The sequence below is a fragment of the Rhodococcus sp. WMMA185 genome, assembly GCF_001767395.1.
Classification (GTDB): domain Bacteria; phylum Actinomycetota; class Actinomycetes; order Mycobacteriales; family Mycobacteriaceae; genus Rhodococcus_F.
This window is the reverse complement of record NZ_CP017014.1, coordinates 915,127-931,944: the sequence shown is the minus strand read 5'-3', so window position 1 is coordinate 931,944 and position 16,818 is coordinate 915,127. Positions and strand designations below refer to the sequence as shown.

Sequence of the window (16,818 nt, the reverse complement as noted above, 5' to 3'; positions counted from 1 at the left end):
TTGACAAGCAAGTGGCCCTCCCGTTCACGGGAGGGCCACTTGTTTGTCAGATGGGCGGCATGTTGAGCGGCGTCACGACCTGAACCGGCGACGGCGTGGAGGCGAAACGTGCACCCATGGCCCCGTGCTCGTTCATGACAACCTGGCACGCCTGACGAAGATCGGCCCGAAGATCATGGTAGAGAACCGCTGAGATCTTCCTTTCCCCCAGCAGTTTCCGATTGTCCTCGTCCAGATCATGCGCGATGAACACTGCGCACTCGCGGCCCACCGAATCGAACGCGTCCACCGTCGCCAGATTTCCGCCACCAATCGAGTACACGGCGCATATGTCCGGATCGGACTCGAGAGCGAGTCGAACCAATTGCCCGCTGGTCTCGTCCAGACCGTCACTGTTCGGGATGTCGATCAGGCGCCTGGGCGCGGCGCACATGCGGATGGCGGAGCGAAACCCCATCTCGCGCTCCTCCTCGTTGCGGAAGAACCCACTACTCATGCTGACCAGTACGGTGCCGCGACGATCGCCGAGCCATTGATCGATCAGATACGCCGCGGTGGCTCCGGCTGCACGATTGTCGATACCGATGTACGAGGCGCGGCGACTGCCAGGAACATCGGTTGCCAACGTGACCACTGGAATCTTGGCGCCGACCAATCTGTCGATCGCCGCTGACACCTCGGGGGTGTCGGGAGCCTTCATGATTACGCCGTGCGAACCCCGGCTACGGATCTTCTCGAGTGTCGACGTCATCGCATCCACCGACCCGGTTTCGCGGAAATGAAACCTCGATCGCACCACCGCTGGGGCAAGTGTGGGTAGTTCCCTCTCGAGCGCATCCCTGACTGCATCGGTGAACCTGACCGGCGCCTGCAGTACGACGTCGACGATGAACTTGCGCCCGACCAATTTGAGCTGCGTGCGTTGACGCTCGAGATCGGTGATCGCCTGCGCGACCTCGGCCCTGGTCCCCTCCCGCACCCCGGGTCGGTCGTTGAGCACCCGATCCACAGTGGCTTCGCTGAGGCCCGACTGCTGCGCAATCTCTCGTACCTTGAACCGGCGCGACACAAGTACCTCGCAATGATGGATATTTGATGGGTTTCAACTGTTGCTCGAGGTGTTCGTGAGAGCCAGACTAAACCCATGGATTCCCTAGGGACCAAAACATGATCGACGGTTTGCGCTGATGGGCGCTCGCATGGGAGTGATCGGCCTCGGCCGTATCGGGAGCTACCACGCCCGAAACCTGATCGGCATGGACGGAGTCGATGCGCTCGTCGTCACCGACGCCGACGCGAACCGAATCGGTGACGTGACAACCGAACTCGCCGTCGCAGCCGCCCCTGACCAGGACGCACTGTTCGAGTCGGGTGTGGACGCGGTACTCATCGCGGCGTCCTCCGGTTCGCATGCCGAGCTGATCGAGGCCGCGGTAAAGCGCGGTATCCCCACGTTCTGCGAGAAGCCGGTCGCCGAGTCCATCGAATCGTCGCTGCGAGTTCTGCGGGCGGTCGAGCAGACGACGGTACCCGTCCAGATCGGATTCCAACGACGCTTCGATCCGGCGTTCGTCGCCGCATACGATGCGGTTCGTGCCGGCGACGTGGGGTGGCTGCACACGCTGCGATCGACCACGCTCGATCCTGCTCCCCCGCCCGTGTCGTATATCGCCCAATCCGGCGGCATCTTCCGCGACTGCGCTATACACGACTTCGACATCGTCCGCTGGGTCAGTGGCCGTGAAGTGGTTTCAGTCTTCGCCACCGGCACCAACCAGGGCGATCCGGCGATCGCGGAAGCCGGCGACGTCGATACTGCCGCTGCGGTATTGACCCTCGACAGCGGCGCCCTCGCAGTTGTTTCGAACACCCGCTACAACGCGCGTGGCTACGACAGCAGACTCGAAGTCCTCGGGTCGATCGATTCCGTAGTTGCCGGGCTCGACGAGCGACTACCACTGCGCTCGGTCGATCCCGATGCACAGTTTCCGAGCGGTGTTCCGCACTCGTTCTTCATGGACCGTTTCGCCGACGCGTATCGCGTCGAACTCGAAACCTTCATCGAGGTAGCAGCCGGACGGCAGCCGTCCCCGTGTACCCTTGCCGACGCCGTCGAGTCCGCCTGGGTCGCCGAGGCGGCCGCGCTGTCCCTCGAGGAGGGGCGCCCGGTCACCATCTCCGAAGTCAAGGAACTGTTCGTTCAGACCGGAAATGAGGCTCGACCATGACTAGTCCCCGTATCGCCGGCGCACCCATCTCCTGGGGTGTCTGTGAGGTTCCAGGATGGGGATATCAACTTGACCCGTCGCAGGTGTTACGTGAGATGCGCGACGTCGGACTTACCGCCACCGAGATCGGCCCAGAGGGCTTCCTACCTACCGCCCCCACCGAGCTGGCCAAGGTCCTCGCCGGCCACCACCTGCGCGCCGTGGGCGGTTTCGCCCCCGTCCTGCTGCACGACAACGACCACGATCCGGTGCCCGACGTTTCGCCCGTCCTCGACGGCTTCGTCGCCGCGGGCGCCGAGGTGCTCGTACTCGCCGCCGCTACCGGTTCGGCAGGTTACGACTCCCGCCCGGAGATCGGCGAGCAGGAATGGAAAACGTTGCTGCACAATCTTGATCGGCTGGCCGACACTGCTGCGGAGCGCGGAATCAGGGCTGTGATCCACCCACACGTCGGCACCATGATCGAAGAGCGCGACGAAATTCTCCGAGTCCTCGACGGCTCGAGCATCCCGCTGTGCCTCGACACCGGCCACCTGCTGATCGGCGGCACCGACCCGGTTGAGCTGACACGACAGGCGCCCGACCGGATCGCACACGTACACCTCAAGGATGTCGACGAGGCCTTGGCCGCCCGGGTCCGCGCGGGCGAGATCACGTACACCGACGCCGTCAAGTCGGGCATCTTCCAGCCGCTCGGCAAGGGTGACATCGACATCCCGACGGTCACCCAAATCCTGCAAACGCAGGGATTCGACGGTTGGTACGTGCTCGAGCAAGACACCATTCTCACCGAAGCACCGTCGGACGAAGGACCGCTGAGCGACGTGCGCACGAGTGTCGCCTACTTGCGATGGGTGCTGTGATGGGCACCGAACTGCGGATCGGAATCCTGGGGGCGTCCAGCATCGGTGGAGACGCGATAGTCGAGCCCGCGAAGGCCACCGGACATCGACTGGTCGCAGTCGCCGCACGCGACCGCGAAAGGGCGCAAGTTTACGCGGAACGACACGGAATCGAGCGGACGGCCTCCACGTACGCGGATCTGGTTTCAGATCCGGAGATCGACGTCGTGTACAACGCGCTCCCCAACGGACTGCACGGACCTTGGAACATCGAGGCCGTGCGAGCCGGAAAGAACGTTCTCACGGAGAAGCCGTTCTCGAGCAACGCCGACGAAGCAGAGAAGGTCGTGGCAGAGGCGGCTGCCGCTGGTGTCACGGTGCTCGAGGGTATCCACTACATATTCCACCCGGTCAACCATCGTCTCTTCGGATTGGTTCGCAGCGGCGAAATCGGAGCCGTGACCGCGATCGAGACCGAGTTCCGCACCCCTGTGCCCCCACCGGGCGATCCCCGGTGGGAGTTGGCATTGGCAGGCGGATCGATGATGGACCTGGGCTGCTACGGCATCCACGCCGCGCGAATGCTCGCCGATGTGTACAGCGGCGCACCCCGCGTGGTGGGGACGCGAGTCGAGGAATACGCGCCGGGTGTCGATTCACGATTCGACGCGGACCTGGAGTACCCCTCCGGCGTTCGGGCAACTGTTGCCTCAACCATGCTCGCCGACCACCTCCATTTCACGTTCCGAGTGATCGGTACCGAAGGCGAAGTGCTGGTTCACAACTTTCTCCGCCCCCACGACGACGATCGAGTTTCCGTCAAAATCGGTGGCACCACGACGGTCGAACACCTGGGGACCAAGTCGTCCTACACCTTCCAGTTGGAAGCCCTGGCCGACCACCTAGCTGGTGTCGCGACACTCCCGATCGGTCCGGCGGACGCCGTCGCGAACATGAGGATGATCGACGAGGCCTACACCCACGCGGGTCTCGGCATTCGCCCAACCAGTTTTCTCTGACCGGTTCGTCCGGTCAGCGCCGAAGCTCGTGACTGAGAGTCTCGAGCTCGTCGCCACCGGCCATCTCCTTGGTCAGTTGTTCGAGGGAAATGTCCTCGTACTTGGCATCGAGCCTCTGGCGACCCCGATTGAGAAGCACGAAGTGATCCCCGACCATGTACGCGTGGTGCGGATTGTGCGTAATGAAGATGACTCCGAACCCCTGCTTCTTGGCGGCGGTGATGTAGCGCAACACCATTCCGGACTGCTTGACCCCCAACGCGGCGGTCGGCTCGTCGAGAATGAGGACACGGGCACCGAAGAAAATGGCACGAGCGATCGCGACGCACTGACGTTGTCCCCCAGAGAGGCTGCCGATCGGCGCATTGACATCCGGCAGGTCGATGCCCATCTTCGACAGTTCGGAGAGCGTGGTTGCTCGCATCGCATTGGCATCGAGCGATTTGATGATGCCGCCCTTGACCAACTCCTGCCCGAGGAAGAAGTTGCGCCACACCGGCATCAACGGCACCACAGCAAGATCCTGATACACCGTGGCGATGCCCTTGCCCAGGGCCTCCTTCGGCGACTTGAACGTCGTGGGTTCGCCGGCGATGAGTAGCTGGCCCTTGCTCTGCTGATGAAGGCCGGCAATGATCTTGATGAGTGTCGACTTGCCCGCGCCGTTGTCACCGAGCACGCCGGTGACCTCCCCCTCGCCAACCCTGAGGTTGATGCCCTCGAGCGCGATGATGTTCCCGTAGTGCTTGCCGACGTCCACGAGTTCGACCAGCGGCTCCTTGCCACCCGAGATGGAGTGAGCAGGAACTTCAACTCTGGTACTCATGCGTCACCTTTTCGCAGCGTAGTTGCGGAATGCGCTGTTGGCGATGACCGCAATCAGCAGCATGGCTCCGAGGAAGAACTTGAACCAGTCGGGATTCCAGCCCGCGTAGACGATGCCCTGATTGGTCATGCCGAAGATGAAGGCGCCGATGGCCGCGCCCACCGCGGTTCCATACCCACCGGTGAGCAAACAACCGCCGATGACCACCGCGATGATGTAGAGGAACTCGTTGCCCACACCCTGACCGGACTGCACGGTGTTGAAGGAGAACAGCAGGTGCATGCCGACGAACCAGGCGGCGAACCCCACCGTCATGAACAGCCCGATCTTGACTGCCTTCACCGGTACGCCAACTGCCCGGGCGCTGTCCTGGTTGCCACCGACGGCAAAGATCCAGTTTCCGATCTTGGTCTTGAACAAGACATATGAGGCGACAGCGGTGAACAGCAGCCACCATACGATCGTGATCTTGATGGAGACGTCGCCGATCGTGATGGTCGAGGCGAACACCTTCTGCGCGGAGTCGAATCCTTCCATGTCGGAGACGCTGGGCGTAGCCACATGCCCGCTGACGAGTCTGGTCACGGCGAGGTTGATTCCGGTCAGCATCAGGAACGAACCGAGGGTGATCAGAAAGCTGGGAATCTTCGTTCTCATGACGAGGTAGCCGTTGAAGAACCCGACGCCGAGAGAAATCACCAACGCGAATAGAACGCCGACCCACAGGTTGAGGTGGAGGTTGTAGGCGATCATGGAAGCGGCCAGCGACGACGTGGTGACGGCAACACCGGCCGAGAGGTCGAACTCTCCGCCGATCATCAGCAGCGCAACGCCGCACGCCATGATTCCGATCGTCGAGCTCGCATACAGCACCGTCGCGAACGAGTCCAGACTGCGGAACGGATCGGCGACGATGAGGAAGAACACGAAGATCGCGATCGCCCCGGCCACCGAACCCATCTCGGGGCGGATCAGCAGGCGCTGGAAGCGCTTCTGCTCCTTCACCCGTTCATCGGTGCCGACCTCGTGCGCCGATAGGTCGAGATCTTCCTGCGTGGACATGTCTTCCCTTCCGTGCTGGACGGGGATGGCGCGGGCTACCGAGGGCGCCGTCCGCGCACCCGAATCAGCGAGTTCCGTTCCTGGCGTACTCGGCGACCGAGTCGATATTCGTGCTGTCGATGAAGGCGGGGCCGGTTAGTGTCGGCATGCCACCACCGATGACATTGCCGTTGTTCAGGTACAGCCACAGTGAATCGACCGCAAGATAGCCTTGGAGAAATGGCTGCTGGTCGACAGCCCATTCGACTTCACCGGATCCAATCGCGTCGACGAGTTCCGCATTGGTGTCGAACGTGGCCACTCTTGCGTTGCTCCCTGCGTTGGCGACCGAGGTCACCGCAGTCAGCGCATACGGGGCGCCCATTGTGAGCACGTAGTCGATGCTCGGATCCTGCTGAAGCTTCGCAGTGATCGTCGATTCGACGGAGGGCATGTCCTCGCCGTTGACGTACAGAATCTTGGTATCTCCGTCGAACCCGTCGACCACCCCGGCGCATCGCGCTTCGTGTCCGACATTGCCCTGCTCGTGAATGACACACAGCGAATTCGTCGCGCCGTCCGCATTCAGACGTTGGCCCGCCGCCTCGCCGGAAATTTCCTCGTCTTGACCGAAGAACGCGGTGACGCCCATCTTCTTCCATTCATCCATGCCCGCATTCAAGGCCGTCACGGGGATGCCGTCGGCGACGGCATCCCTCACGGAGGGCGCCAGCGCTTCCGGTTTTGCCAGCGTGACCGCGATACCGTCGACCTCACTGTCGATCGCATTCTGGACCAGGCTGGCTTGATTGGGCGCCTCCGGGTCCGAGGAGTAGCGCAGCTCGATGTTGTCCTTCGCGGCCGCGGCCTCGGCGCCCTTACGGACCAGGTCCCAGAATGAGTCGCCGGCAACCTCGTGCGTAATCATCGCGACGGTGGCCCTGGGTGTGTCGGCGGTGCCCGTCTCCGTCTCCGCCTCGGAGGAGTTCGGTCGTCCCCCGGTGCTGGAACAGGCTGCCAGGCCCAGGACCACCACGGTGGAGCCGGCCAGTACGGTGAGACGCCTGCGGCCCGCGACAAACGACATGAACTACTTCCTCTCGGCAATGACCATTGACCAGCAGAATCAGTCGGTCATCGGTGACATGGAGAAGATGTAATACCCGCCACAGACGAATGTCAATAGTTTGTTCTGACATATGGATTCGATATCGGGACCGGGCGACTCGACTGTCACCGAACGAGCGTCGTAGAGCGTTGCCCTGGGGAGGCTTTGATGGCTTCCGGGGAAGTTTCGAGCACTGGCCGTTGGCAAGCTGTGGCGTACACCACACCACAGCATTCGGCACCGCAATGGTCGACCGCTAGCGGTCGACCACGGTGGTTTCGAAAAAGTAGCGTGAGGCGCGGTAGCAGTGTGTGCCGAACTCGACCGAGCTCCCCGAATCATCGAACGCGGTACGGCTCATCGTCAAAAGGGCTGCCCCCGGCTTCTCTTCGAGTAGCCCGGCCTCCTCGCGCGTTGCGCCGCGAGCGCCGATCCTCTGCCTCGCGACTCGGATGTGGATGCCGCGGGCTCGCAGAATCTGGTAGAGACCCTGAGTCTCGAGATCTGCCGGATCGGGCGCGATGTGCGCCGGAACGTGGTTGGTCATAACCGCCAGTGGCTCACCGTTGGTGCAGCGCAGGCGCCTGATGGTTGCTACTTCCGCGTCACCCTCGAGATTGAGTTCCGACGCGATCTGCGCATCGGGAACGCTCACCGTGTACTCGAGCAGTTTGGTGGTCGGCACCTGGCCGGCGCGAGCGAGATCGTCGAACAGGCTCGTGAGGTCTACCGGACGTTGAACCGGACTCTGAACGACCTGTGTCCCCACACCACGCTTGCGGACGAGCAGTCCCTTGTCGACCAGTTCCTGAATGGCGCGTCGTGTGGTCGGGCGCGAGAGGTTGACGCGTTTGGCCAGGGCGAGCTCGTTCTCGAATCGGTCACCGGGAGCGAGTTGACCGTCGAGAATCGCTTTCTCGATCGCTTGTGCCAACTGGAAATACAGCGGCACCGGGCTCGACCTATCCAACTCGACGGCGAGTGCTGATACCACAGTCAGCTCCGATCTTCGACCTAGCAAGCGAGGCCACTGGCGGTGCTAGTTCCAGTAGCGAATCCGAACACTAGCATTCACAGCACGCAGGTCATAATGTCAGGACAATTTATTGACATTCTCTGCGTTTTTGAGCACAGTTTCTTTGGCACGTCAGTTCCTGCGCAGTCCTCCTAGGTCCCGCGCATGCCCCGGGGCGGCGCAGGCCACCTACCATGACCTCTCTCGGGAGCCCGATTTGACAAGCACCAACGCCCACCAGCGCGGGCAGGGACTCGACGTGCTCGCGATCGGCCGGTGCGGAGTGGATCTATACCCACTTCAGACCGGCGTCGGACTCGCGGACGTCGAAACGTTCGGCAAATTCCTCGGCGGCAGCGCCGCCAACGTCGCCGTGGCCGCGGCACGCCTCGGACTGTCGAGTGCTCTGATCTCGGGTGTCGGTAACGACCCTTTCGGACAGTTCGTCAAGCGCGCACTGACCGACCTGGGAGTCGACGACCGATTCATCGTCACCGATTCCGCGTACCCGACACCGGTGACGTTCTGCGAGATCTTCCCCCCGGATAGCTTCCCGCTGTACTTCTACCGCAAACCTCACGCTCCTGACATGCAGATCACTGCTCAAAGCATCGACCTCGACGCTGTGCGCAACGCATCCCTGTATTGGTCGACAATGACCGGTCTGTCCGAAGAACCCAGCCGCAGCGCACACTTCGCTGCGTGGGAGGCTCGGGAACGCCGCTCACTGACTGTGCTCGATCTGGACTACCGGCCGATGTTCTGGTCTACACCGCAGGACGCGACCAAGCAGGTCCGGCGCGCCCTCGAACACGTGACGGTGGCTGTGGGCAACCGCGAGGAGTGCGAGATCGCGGTCGGTGAGACCAATCCGCACAAGGCGGCCGACGCCCTCTTGGACCTCGGTATCGAACTCGCCATCGTCAAGCAGGGCCCCCGAGGGGTGCTCGGTCGGACCCGGACGCAATCGATCACCGTTCTTCCCAATAGCGTCGACGTAGTCAACGGCCTGGGCGCAGGCGACAGCTTCGGCGGATCACTGTGTCACGGACTGCTGGCCGGTTGGCCACTCGAGAAGGTGTTGCGATACGCCAACGCCGCCGGCGCGATCGTCGCCTCGCGCCTCGAGTGCTCCACTGCGATGCCGACAGCCGAAGAAGTGCACGACTTGGCCGAGTCCACCGCAACGGAGGACGCGAATGTCTGACAGGCTCCGTACCCGGCCCCACGCCACCACATACGCCGAGCTGACGGAGATCCGCACAAACAACCCTCAGGTCATCGAACAGGCCTGGGCGTCGAGGATCCCTCGTGCCACCATTCGGGGGAACGGTCGCCTGATGATCGTCGCGGCCGACCACGCTGCGCGGGGAGCGCTGTCCGTCGGCGGCAACCCCACGGCCATGAACAGTCGCACCGATCTACTCGACCGCCTGCGGACAGCCCTCGCCAACCCCGGCGTCGACGGCGTCCTCGGCACCGCAGATGTTCTCGACGACCTACTGCTCCTCGGCGCGCTCGATGACAAGGTGGTCATCTCGTCGATGAACCGCGGCGGATTGGCCGGCGCCAGTTTTGAATTCGACGACGCGATGACCGGCTACGCAGCCGAGGGGATCTGCAGGTTCGGCATGAACGGCGGCAAGATGCTGCTACGCATCGCGCTCGGCGATCCCGGAACCTTGCCCACCCTGACCGCATGCGCCAGGGCGGTGGACGAACTGGCAGCAGCCGGGCGGATCGCGATGCTCGAGCCGTTCCTCTCGAGCCACGTCAAGGGCAAAGTAGTCAACGACCTCAGCCCTGATGCGGTCATCAAATCGGTTCATATCGCACAGGGCCTCGGCTCGACGTCCGCCTACACGTGGATGAAGCTTCCCGTAGTCGACGAGATGGAACGTGTCATGGACGCCACCACCCTGCCCACCCTCCTTCTCGGTGGCGACCCGCAGACAGTGCCCGACGAGACGTACACCAGGTGGGATCACGCCCTTCGATTGCCCTCGGTGCGAGGCTTGATCATCGGGCGCGCCCTCTTGTACCCGCCGAACGACGACGTGGCTACGGCGGTCGATACTGCAGTCAAGCTCGTACACTAGACGCCAGTGAGGAGCGAGATGTTCAGCAAGTACTACGTCCCCGCCGGATCGTCTGCAGACGGACGATTCACGACCGTTGTGACGCCGGAATCGGCGGGCTGGAGCGAGTCGAGCCTGTGGACTCTCGAACTCTCCCCGGGCGCGATGGTGGAGTTGGACTCGGGTGAGAACGAGATCATCGTGCTACCGCTGTCCGGCTCGGCCCTCGTCTCTTCGGACGGCACCGAGTTTCCCTTGAAGGGGCGGATCTCCGTATTCGACGGACCGAGCGACTTCGTATACATAGGACGCGATTCCCACTACTCGGTCACCAGCATCGGCGGTGGCAGGTTCGCTCTCTGCGGAGCCCGCGCAGGCGCAAAGCTCCCCAACAGGTACGGGCCGGCAGCTGACGTTCCGATCGAGCTTCGCGGCGCCGGCAATTGCAGCCGACAGGTCCACAACTTCGCCACCGCCGATACCTTCGCTGCCGACTCCATCATTGCGTGCGAGGTCATCACTCCTAGCGGGAACTGGTCGTCCTACCCGAGCCACAAACACGACGAGAACACCGAGGTCGAATCAGCACTCGAGGAGATCTACTATTTCGAGATCGACCGAAGCCCCACCCTGACCGAAGGATTCGGATACCACCGGGTGTACGGAACTCCCGAACGCCCCATCGAAGTGCTCGAGGAGGTCCGGTCCGGCGACGTCGTCCTGGTTCCGCACGGCTACCACGGCCCATCCATCGCGGCCCCCGGTCACCACATGTATTACCTGAACGTCATGGCCGGTCCCGGTGAAGCCAGGGCATGGAATATCTGCGACGATCCGGCACACACCTGGCTCCGCGGTAGCTGGGATCACCAGGACATCGACTCCCGACTGCCGCTGCGGTCCCACAACTGACTGCGGTCCCACAAACACACGGAGGTAGGCATGGCCCCCACCGACGCGACCGGCAATCGCACCGCCCGTGACGAACCGACCTTACGCCTCACCGTGTCTCAGGCGGTTGTCCGATTCCTTGCGAATCAATACACCGAACGAGACGGCCGGCGAACCCGACTGTTCGCCGGCTGTTTCGGAATATTCGGCCATGGCAACGTCGCCGGTTTGGGGCAAGCCCTGCTGCAGTCGGAGATCGAGGATCAGGGCGCCGGTCGCGAACCGACGCTCCCCTACGTGCTCGGTCGCAACGAACAGGCCATGGTTCATTCGGCCGTCGCGTACGCACGCATGAAGGACCGCCTGCAGACATGGGCCGTAACCTCGAGCGTCGGCCCCGGCGCGACCAACATGATCACGGGTGCGGCACTCGCCACCGTCAACCGCCTACCCGTACTCCTGCTTCCCGCGGACACGTTTGCCACTCGCGTCAGCACTCCGGTGCTCCAGGAGCTGGAGTTGCCGACGAGCGGCGACGTTACCGTCAACGATGCGTTCAAGCCTGTGTCACGGTACTTCGACCGAGTTTGGCGACCGGAGCAACTGCCCGGCGCTCTCCTTTCCGGCATGCGTGTGCTCACCGATCCCGTCGAGACCGGTGCTGTCACCATCGCCATTCCGCAGGACGTGCAGGCTGAGGCATTCGACTGGCCGCAGTCCTTCTTCGCGGAACGTGTCTGGCATGTCGCACGCCCGCTTCCCGAGCGATCGGCCATCGAGCGTGCAGCCGCGATTATTCGCTCCGCACGCAAACCCCTGATCGTCGCCGGTGGCGGCGTCATCTACAGCCATGCCACCGCGTCCCTTGCGACATTCTGCGCACAGACCGGCATCCCCGCCTCCCAGAGTCAGGCCGGCAAGGGCTCTCTCGTTCATGATCACCCGCAGTGCGTGGGCGCTATCGGATCCACCGGGACCACGGCCGCCAATGCACTCGCCACCGATGCCGACGTTGTGATCGGAATCGGCACTAGGTACAGCGATTTCACCACTGCATCTCGCACGGCGTTCACCAATCCCGATGTCCGCTTCGTCAACATCAACATCGCGTCATTCGACTCGGTGAAGCAGAGCGGCATGAGCGTGGTCGCCGATGCGCGCGAGGCTCTCGATGCCTTAACGCTTGCCCTACAGGACTACAAGGTCGACGAGTCTTACGCAGCCAGGATCGGCGAACTCGTGCAGCGTTGGAATTCGACCGTCGAATCCGTCTACAGGTCAGCCGATTCCGAGACCGGCGAGGCGCTCGATCAGAGTCGGATGATCGGCCTGGTGAACACGCTCTCAGATCCTCGCGATGTCGTGGTGTGCGCCGCCGGTTCTATGCCCGGTGACCTTCACAAGCTCTGGCGTGCGCGCGACTGGAAGGGCTACCACGTCGAATACGGATACTCCTGCATGGGATACGAAGTCGCCGGCGGGCTCGGTGTCGCGATGGCGTGCCCCGACAGAGACGTGTTCGTCATGGTCGGCGACGGGTCGTATCTGATGATGGCCGGCGAACTTGCGACCGCCGTGCAGGAACGCCTCAAGATCATCGTGATCCTGGTTCAGAACCACGGGTTCGCCTCGATCGGTTCGCTGTCCGAGTCGGTCGGTTCCCAGCGCTTCGGCACCCGGTACCGATACCGTTCGGACGACGGCCGCCTCGACGGCGACATTCTTCCCGTCGACCTGGCAGCCAATGCCGCCAGCCTCGGCGCCACCGTCGTTCGGGCGAATACCGCATCGGAGTTCGCGGACGCCGTCAAGGCAGCCAAGGCCAGCGAGACCACCACCGTCATCCACGTCGAGACTGATCCGTTGATCGGTGGCCCCGATAGCGAATCGTGGTGGGATGTACCAGTATCGGCCACCTCGGAACTCGAGTCGACCAAGAGCGCACGGGCGGTCTACGAATCCTGGAAGAGGATTCAGCGTTCCTACCTTCGACCCGCCGAGTAGCAGCTTCGGCGAGAAGGCGGATAGACGCTATGAAGAAGCAGCGACTTGCGTTGTTGGCGGTCTGTCTCGGCTTCTTCGTGATCTTGCTGGACTCGACGATCGTTGCGGTGGCCAACCCCGCGATCATGGCGAGCTTCGACACCGACGTCGGAAGCGTGGTGTGGGTGACCAGCGCCTATATGTTGGCGTTCGCGGTGCCGTTGCTCATCACGGGACGTCTGGGCGACCGATTCGGGCCGAAGAACATCTACCTTGTCGGTCTCGTGGTCTTCACCCTCTCATCGCTCTGGGCAGGACTGTCTGGCAGCATCGAAGTGCTGATCCTGGCACGAGTGTTTCAGGGTTTGGGTGCCGCGATGATGGCTCCACAAACCATGGCCGTCATCACCCGCATTTTTCCGCCGGACAAGCGGGGTAGTGCGATGGGATGGTGGGGTGCGGTCGCGGGCGTCGCGATGGCTATCGGTCCGGTTGCCGGCGGTGTACTCGAAGACAGCTTCGGATGGCAGTGGATCTTCTTCGTCAACGTCCCCATCGGTATCGCCACCATCGTTCTCTCGATCTCGTTCATCCCTGCATTCGAGACGCGCCTGCGCCGGTTCGACCTCTTTGGGGTGGTGCTCAGTGCCGTAGGCATGTTCCTCTTGATCTTCGGCCTGCAGGAAGGTCACACCTACGACTGGTCGGCCGCAGTGTGGCTGACGATCATCGCGGGCCTTGTCACGATGGGCTTCTTCTTCCGATACCAGGCCTCGACCAGCAACGATCCTCTGGTGCCGCTCGGCCTGTTCCGGGACAGGTACTTCACCGTATCCAACATCGGCATCGCAGCGTTGGGATGGACGATCACCTCGATGATGGTGCCGTTGATGTTCTACGCTCAGCTCGTCGGAGGGCTGTCACCTACGAGATCCGCTTTGCCGCTGCTGCCACTAGGGGTTCTGACAGCAGTTCTCGCACTGATCGTTGGTCGGTATCTCGACCGTCTGCAACCGCGCACACTTGCCGGACCTGGTTTGTTGTTGGTGGCGCTCGGGTTGGGTTGGCTCGCCCTGGTCATGAAGCCGGACTCGTCCGTTTGGGCGCTGACCATGCCGATGCTTGTGGTGGGGGTAGGCAACGGCCTCGCCTGGCCGGCAGTTGCAGGCAGCGCGACCAGGAACTTGCCGCCTCACCTCGCGGGCGCCGGGTCGGGGGTATTCAACACCACTCGCCAGGTTGCCGGCGTCATGGGTGTCGCGAGTATCGGCGCTTTGATGACGATGCGGCTGACGGCGAACGGTGTCCCAGAACGTACCGTTGCACTACCGCCAGATCTCAGGGACGGATTCGCTGCGGGGATGGCACAAAGCATGCTGCTGCCCGCAGCGGTCGCTCTGGCTGGGTTCCTCGCCGTGATGCGCCTGAGTTCATCCGCCGCTGGCGACACAAAGCTGGCAACCGCGGTGTCGAAGGAGGTCAAACCATGATGATCAGCGACAAGACTCCCGATCTGGGACGACTCGGCGCGTTCGAGCTCGACCATGCCTTCTCACCGGACATGGCCCGCGAATGCGAACAACTCGGCTATGGCACGCTCTGGCTCAGCGGCTCGCCGCCTGCGGACTTGAAGTCCTCCGAAGCCGTCCTCGAAGCCACCGAACGAGTAACGGTAGCAACCGGGATAACCAACATCTGCAACGCGCCGGCTGCTGAAGTCGCCAAGTCGTTTCACCGACTCGAAGCCCGGTTTCCGGGGAGGTTTCTGCTCGGACTCGGGGTCGGGCATCCGGAAGACTTCGGTCAGAAATACTCGGGGCCGTTCGAATCAATGACCCGGTATCTCGACGAACTCGATACGGCCGGTGTGCCCGTGTCACGGCGCATGCTGGCCGCATTGGGACCTCGGATGCTCAGGCTCTCCGCGGAAAGATCCTGTGGTGCACACCCGGCATTCGTCACCGCCCGGCACACCAGAGAAGCCCGCAAGATCATCGGCCCGGATTCGATCTTGGCGCCCGAACACAAAGTGCTGCTTGACACCGACCTCGAGACAGCCCGACAACTCGGACGTCAGGCATGCAAGATGTATCTGCATCTTCAGAACTACCGAACGAATCTGATGCGCCTCGGCTTTTCCCCGGAGGAACTCGACCACGGCGGCAGTGACCGCTTGATCGACGCCCTCGTCGTCTACGGCTCCACCGACTCCATCATCGCGCGCCTCGAAGAACACTTCACAGCGGGAGCGGATCACCTCACGATTCAACCGGTTTCAGCAGACCGAAACCCTATGCCGACATTCCGACTGGTCGCAGGCGCCTTCGGGGTCAACAAGAAGTCGTAGCCGCTACGCACTCGCCTGGGTTCACGCGGGTATTCATAAATTCTGTGTAACTGCAGCGCGCCGGTTCGGACCCTCGACGACGGTCCCCTAACGTCCTATCCATGATGTGGCGTCGAAAATCTGCAGTAGCCGTTACGGGAGTAGCTCTCTCCGCTGTCGCAGCGATGGGCGGAGTCTCGAGTGCCCAGCCGGCACCGCCACCGCCACCGGCACCCCTCGCCACGCCGAATACCGACAGCTGCCCGTTCGCCGTTGCGCCCGCACCCGCAATCGACCTGTCCGAGGTCCCCGCACCGGGCGACACCGTCCCCCCTCCCGTTCCGGTCCCCGCGAACCCAGTGGGCGGAGACAAGCTCGGCGGATGCGGCATCATCCTTCCGGAAGCCGCGCCGCCCCTGCCCGCGGACATCGTCGCCTCTGGTTGGGTGCTTGCCGACGCCGAGTCGGGCGACGTACTCGCGGCGAAGGATCCACACGGTCGCTATCGCCCCGCCAGCACCATCAAGCTTCTCCTGGCTCTTGTCGTTCTCGACGAACTCGATCTCGACACCGTCGTCACCGCCACCGCAGAAGACGCCAACATCGAGGGCAGCGCGGCCGGAATCGGCAAGGGCGGCATCTACACCAATCATCAGCTGATGCAAGGTCTGATCATGGCCTCGGGCAACGATGCGGCGCATGCCTTGGCACGCCAATTAGGTGGTGACGCAGCTGCCGTGTCGAAAATGAACGAACTCGCCGCGGATCTCGGGGCACTCGACACGCGCGCCGCCACACCCTCCGGCCTGGACGGGCCTGGCATGAGCAGTTCGCCCTACGATCAAGCCGTGATTTTCCAGGCAGCACTGCAGGATTCGACGTTGGCGAACCTGATCCGTACGGAATCCGCTGAGTTTCCAGGCTTCCCGAAGGATCCGACAATTCCTGGCGACGAGGATCGCCCAGGATTCATGTTGGCCAACGACAATCGGTTGCTCTACAACTACGATGGCGCTCTCGGCGGCAAGACCGGCTTCACCGATGACGCGCGCCACACATACGTCGGTGCCGCCGAGCGCGGCGGGCGGACCTTGCTGGTCACGCTGATGGGTGGGGAAGCGACGCCTATTCGCCCATGGGAACAGGCGGCTCGACTCCTCGACTACGGCTTCGCCCTGCCCGCATCGACATCGATCGGATCGTTGGACCAGGACGCGACGGATTACGCGGCACCCAGCCTGGCGCGCACTCCCTCACCGGCGGCGCCGGGATCTGTGTCAGCGGTCGGGCCGAACCCCGACAACGATTCCACCGCCATGAAGCGCATCGCGTTGGGGACGGTGGGCGGCGTGGTAGTAGTCGGACTCGTGCTCGGTGCGATCACACTGAATCGGCGTCGGCGCCAGCGCGTCCTCTTTCGGCGCCAGCGCTTCCCCTTCCGCCGCTAGCGCGAACGGTTTA

The 16,818-nt window shown here is 63.0% G+C and carries 15 protein-coding genes; 10 read left to right on the top strand and 5 right to left on the bottom strand.

From position 1 onward, the window contains the following. Positions 1 to 46 precede the first annotated feature (46 nt). The gene (locus tag BFN03_RS04095; RefSeq protein WP_070377941.1) at positions 47 to 1,069 is read right to left on the bottom strand and encodes a LacI family DNA-binding transcriptional regulator; all 1,023 of its coding nucleotides are present in this window, start codon (positions 1,067 to 1,069) and stop codon (positions 47 to 49) included. A 118-nt stretch (positions 1,070 to 1,187) separates the two neighbouring features. Between BFN03_RS04095 and BFN03_RS04090 the strand changes: the two genes are divergently transcribed. Genes BFN03_RS04090 through BFN03_RS04080 form a run of 3 tightly spaced genes read left to right on the top strand, consistent with a single transcriptional unit; the run spans position 1,188 to position 4,089 of the window. Next, the gene (locus BFN03_RS04090; RefSeq protein WP_070377940.1) at positions 1,188 to 2,228 is read left to right on the top strand and encodes a Gfo/Idh/MocA family protein; all 1,041 of its coding nucleotides are present in this window, start codon (positions 1,188 to 1,190) and stop codon (positions 2,226 to 2,228) included. Then, a complete protein-coding gene (locus BFN03_RS04085; RefSeq protein WP_070377939.1) occupies positions 2,225 to 3,091 on the top strand; it encodes a TIM barrel protein in 867 nt (288 codons plus the stop codon). The genes BFN03_RS04090 and BFN03_RS04085 overlap by 4 nt, the downstream gene beginning before the upstream one ends. Continuing rightward, positions 3,079 to 4,089: a Gfo/Idh/MocA family protein gene (locus BFN03_RS04080; protein WP_198163379.1), complete on the top strand. Its 1,011-nt coding sequence runs from the start codon at positions 3,079 to 3,081 to the stop codon at positions 4,087 to 4,089. Before BFN03_RS04085 ends, BFN03_RS04080 begins: the two co-directional genes overlap by 13 nt. 13 nt (positions 4,090 to 4,102) lie before the next feature. Here the strand turns inward: BFN03_RS04080 and BFN03_RS04075 are convergent, their stop codons facing one another. The 4 genes from BFN03_RS04075 to BFN03_RS04060 all read right to left on the bottom strand — a co-directional run bounded on the left by BFN03_RS04075 (position 4,103) and on the right by BFN03_RS04060 (position 8,058). Continuing rightward, positions 4,103 to 4,915: an ATP-binding cassette domain-containing protein gene (locus BFN03_RS04075; RefSeq protein WP_070377938.1), complete on the bottom strand. Its 813-nt coding sequence runs from the start codon at positions 4,913 to 4,915 to the stop codon at positions 4,103 to 4,105. A gap of 3 nt (positions 4,916 to 4,918) precedes the next feature. Further along, positions 4,919 to 5,977, bottom strand: coding sequence for an ABC transporter permease (locus BFN03_RS04070; RefSeq protein WP_070377937.1), 1,059 nt, complete (start codon positions 5,975 to 5,977; stop codon positions 4,919 to 4,921). A gap of 64 nt (positions 5,978 to 6,041) precedes the next feature. Beyond that, a complete protein-coding gene (locus BFN03_RS04065; RefSeq protein WP_070377936.1) occupies positions 6,042 to 7,043 on the bottom strand; it encodes a sugar ABC transporter substrate-binding protein in 1,002 nt (333 codons plus the stop codon). 277 nt (positions 7,044 to 7,320) lie between these two features. Continuing rightward, a complete protein-coding gene (locus BFN03_RS04060; RefSeq protein ID WP_070377935.1) occupies positions 7,321 to 8,058 on the bottom strand; it encodes a GntR family transcriptional regulator in 738 nt (245 codons plus the stop codon). Between the two features lie 238 nt (positions 8,059 to 8,296). Between BFN03_RS04060 and iolC the strand changes: the two genes are divergently transcribed. The 7 genes from iolC (at position 8,297) to BFN03_RS04025 (ending at position 16,805) form a co-directional block, all read left to right on the top strand. Then, positions 8,297 to 9,286, top strand: coding sequence for a 5-dehydro-2-deoxygluconokinase (iolC, locus tag BFN03_RS04055; RefSeq protein WP_070377934.1), 990 nt, complete (start codon positions 8,297 to 8,299; stop codon positions 9,284 to 9,286). Further along, complete coding sequence (locus tag BFN03_RS04050; protein WP_070377933.1) at positions 9,279 to 10,178, top strand: Cgl0159 family (beta/alpha)8-fold protein; 900 nt, start codon at positions 9,279 to 9,281, stop codon at positions 10,176 to 10,178. Before iolC ends, BFN03_RS04050 begins: the two co-directional genes overlap by 8 nt. Positions 10,179 to 10,196: 18 nt before the next feature. Beyond that, positions 10,197 to 11,069 carry a 5-deoxy-glucuronate isomerase gene (iolB, locus tag BFN03_RS04045; RefSeq protein WP_070380597.1) on the top strand — a complete coding sequence of 291 codons (873 nt, stop codon included), beginning with the start codon at positions 10,197 to 10,199 and terminating at the stop codon, positions 11,067 to 11,069. Positions 11,070 to 11,099: 30 nt separating this feature from the next. Continuing rightward, positions 11,100 to 13,052, top strand: a complete 1,953-nt coding sequence (iolD, locus tag BFN03_RS04040) for a 3D-(3,5/4)-trihydroxycyclohexane-1,2-dione acylhydrolase (decyclizing) (protein WP_070377932.1) — start codon at positions 11,100 to 11,102, stop codon at positions 13,050 to 13,052. 29 nt (positions 13,053 to 13,081) lie between these two features. Further along, on the top strand, positions 13,082 to 14,521 hold the full coding sequence (locus tag BFN03_RS04035) for an MFS transporter (protein WP_070377931.1): 1,440 nt from the start codon (positions 13,082 to 13,084) through the stop codon (positions 14,519 to 14,521). Beyond that, positions 14,518 to 15,378, top strand: a complete 861-nt coding sequence (locus BFN03_RS04030) for an LLM class F420-dependent oxidoreductase (protein WP_070377930.1) — start codon at positions 14,518 to 14,520, stop codon at positions 15,376 to 15,378. Before BFN03_RS04035 ends, BFN03_RS04030 begins: the two co-directional genes overlap by 4 nt. 101 nt (positions 15,379 to 15,479) lie before the next feature. Next, the gene (locus BFN03_RS04025; RefSeq protein WP_070377929.1) at positions 15,480 to 16,805 is read left to right on the top strand and encodes a D-alanyl-D-alanine carboxypeptidase family protein; all 1,326 of its coding nucleotides are present in this window, start codon (positions 15,480 to 15,482) and stop codon (positions 16,803 to 16,805) included. Positions 16,806 to 16,818: the final 13 nt, after the last annotated feature.

Bases quoted from the DNA above. Each gene is read 5' to 3' on its own strand.
- BFN03_RS04080 (WP_198163379.1), top strand. From the start codon at position 3,079: ATGGGTGCTGTGATGGGCACCGAACTGCGGATCGGAATCCTGGGGGCG.
- BFN03_RS04025 (WP_070377929.1), top strand. From the start codon at position 15,480: ATGATGTGGCGTCGAAAATCTGCAGTAGCCGTTACGGGAGTAGCTCTC.
- BFN03_RS04090 (WP_070377940.1), top strand. From the start codon at position 1,188: ATGGGCGCTCGCATGGGAGTGATCGGCCTCGGCCGTATCGGGAGCTAC.
- BFN03_RS04065 (WP_070377936.1), bottom strand. From the start codon at position 7,043: ATGTCGTTTGTCGCGGGCCGCAGGCGTCTCACCGTACTGGCCGGCTCC.
- BFN03_RS04050 (WP_070377933.1), top strand. From the start codon at position 9,279: ATGTCTGACAGGCTCCGTACCCGGCCCCACGCCACCACATACGCCGAG.
- BFN03_RS04030 (WP_070377930.1), top strand. From the start codon at position 14,518: ATGATGATCAGCGACAAGACTCCCGATCTGGGACGACTCGGCGCGTTC.
- BFN03_RS04070 (WP_070377937.1), bottom strand. From the start codon at position 5,977: ATGTCCACGCAGGAAGATCTCGACCTATCGGCGCACGAGGTCGGCACC.
- iolD (WP_070377932.1), top strand. From the start codon at position 11,100: ATGGCCCCCACCGACGCGACCGGCAATCGCACCGCCCGTGACGAACCG.
- BFN03_RS04085 (WP_070377939.1), top strand. From the start codon at position 2,225: ATGACTAGTCCCCGTATCGCCGGCGCACCCATCTCCTGGGGTGTCTGT.
- BFN03_RS04075 (WP_070377938.1), bottom strand. From the start codon at position 4,915: ATGAGTACCAGAGTTGAAGTTCCTGCTCACTCCATCTCGGGTGGCAAG.
- BFN03_RS04035 (WP_070377931.1), top strand. From the start codon at position 13,082: ATGAAGAAGCAGCGACTTGCGTTGTTGGCGGTCTGTCTCGGCTTCTTC.
- iolB (WP_070380597.1), top strand. From the start codon at position 10,197: ATGTTCAGCAAGTACTACGTCCCCGCCGGATCGTCTGCAGACGGACGA.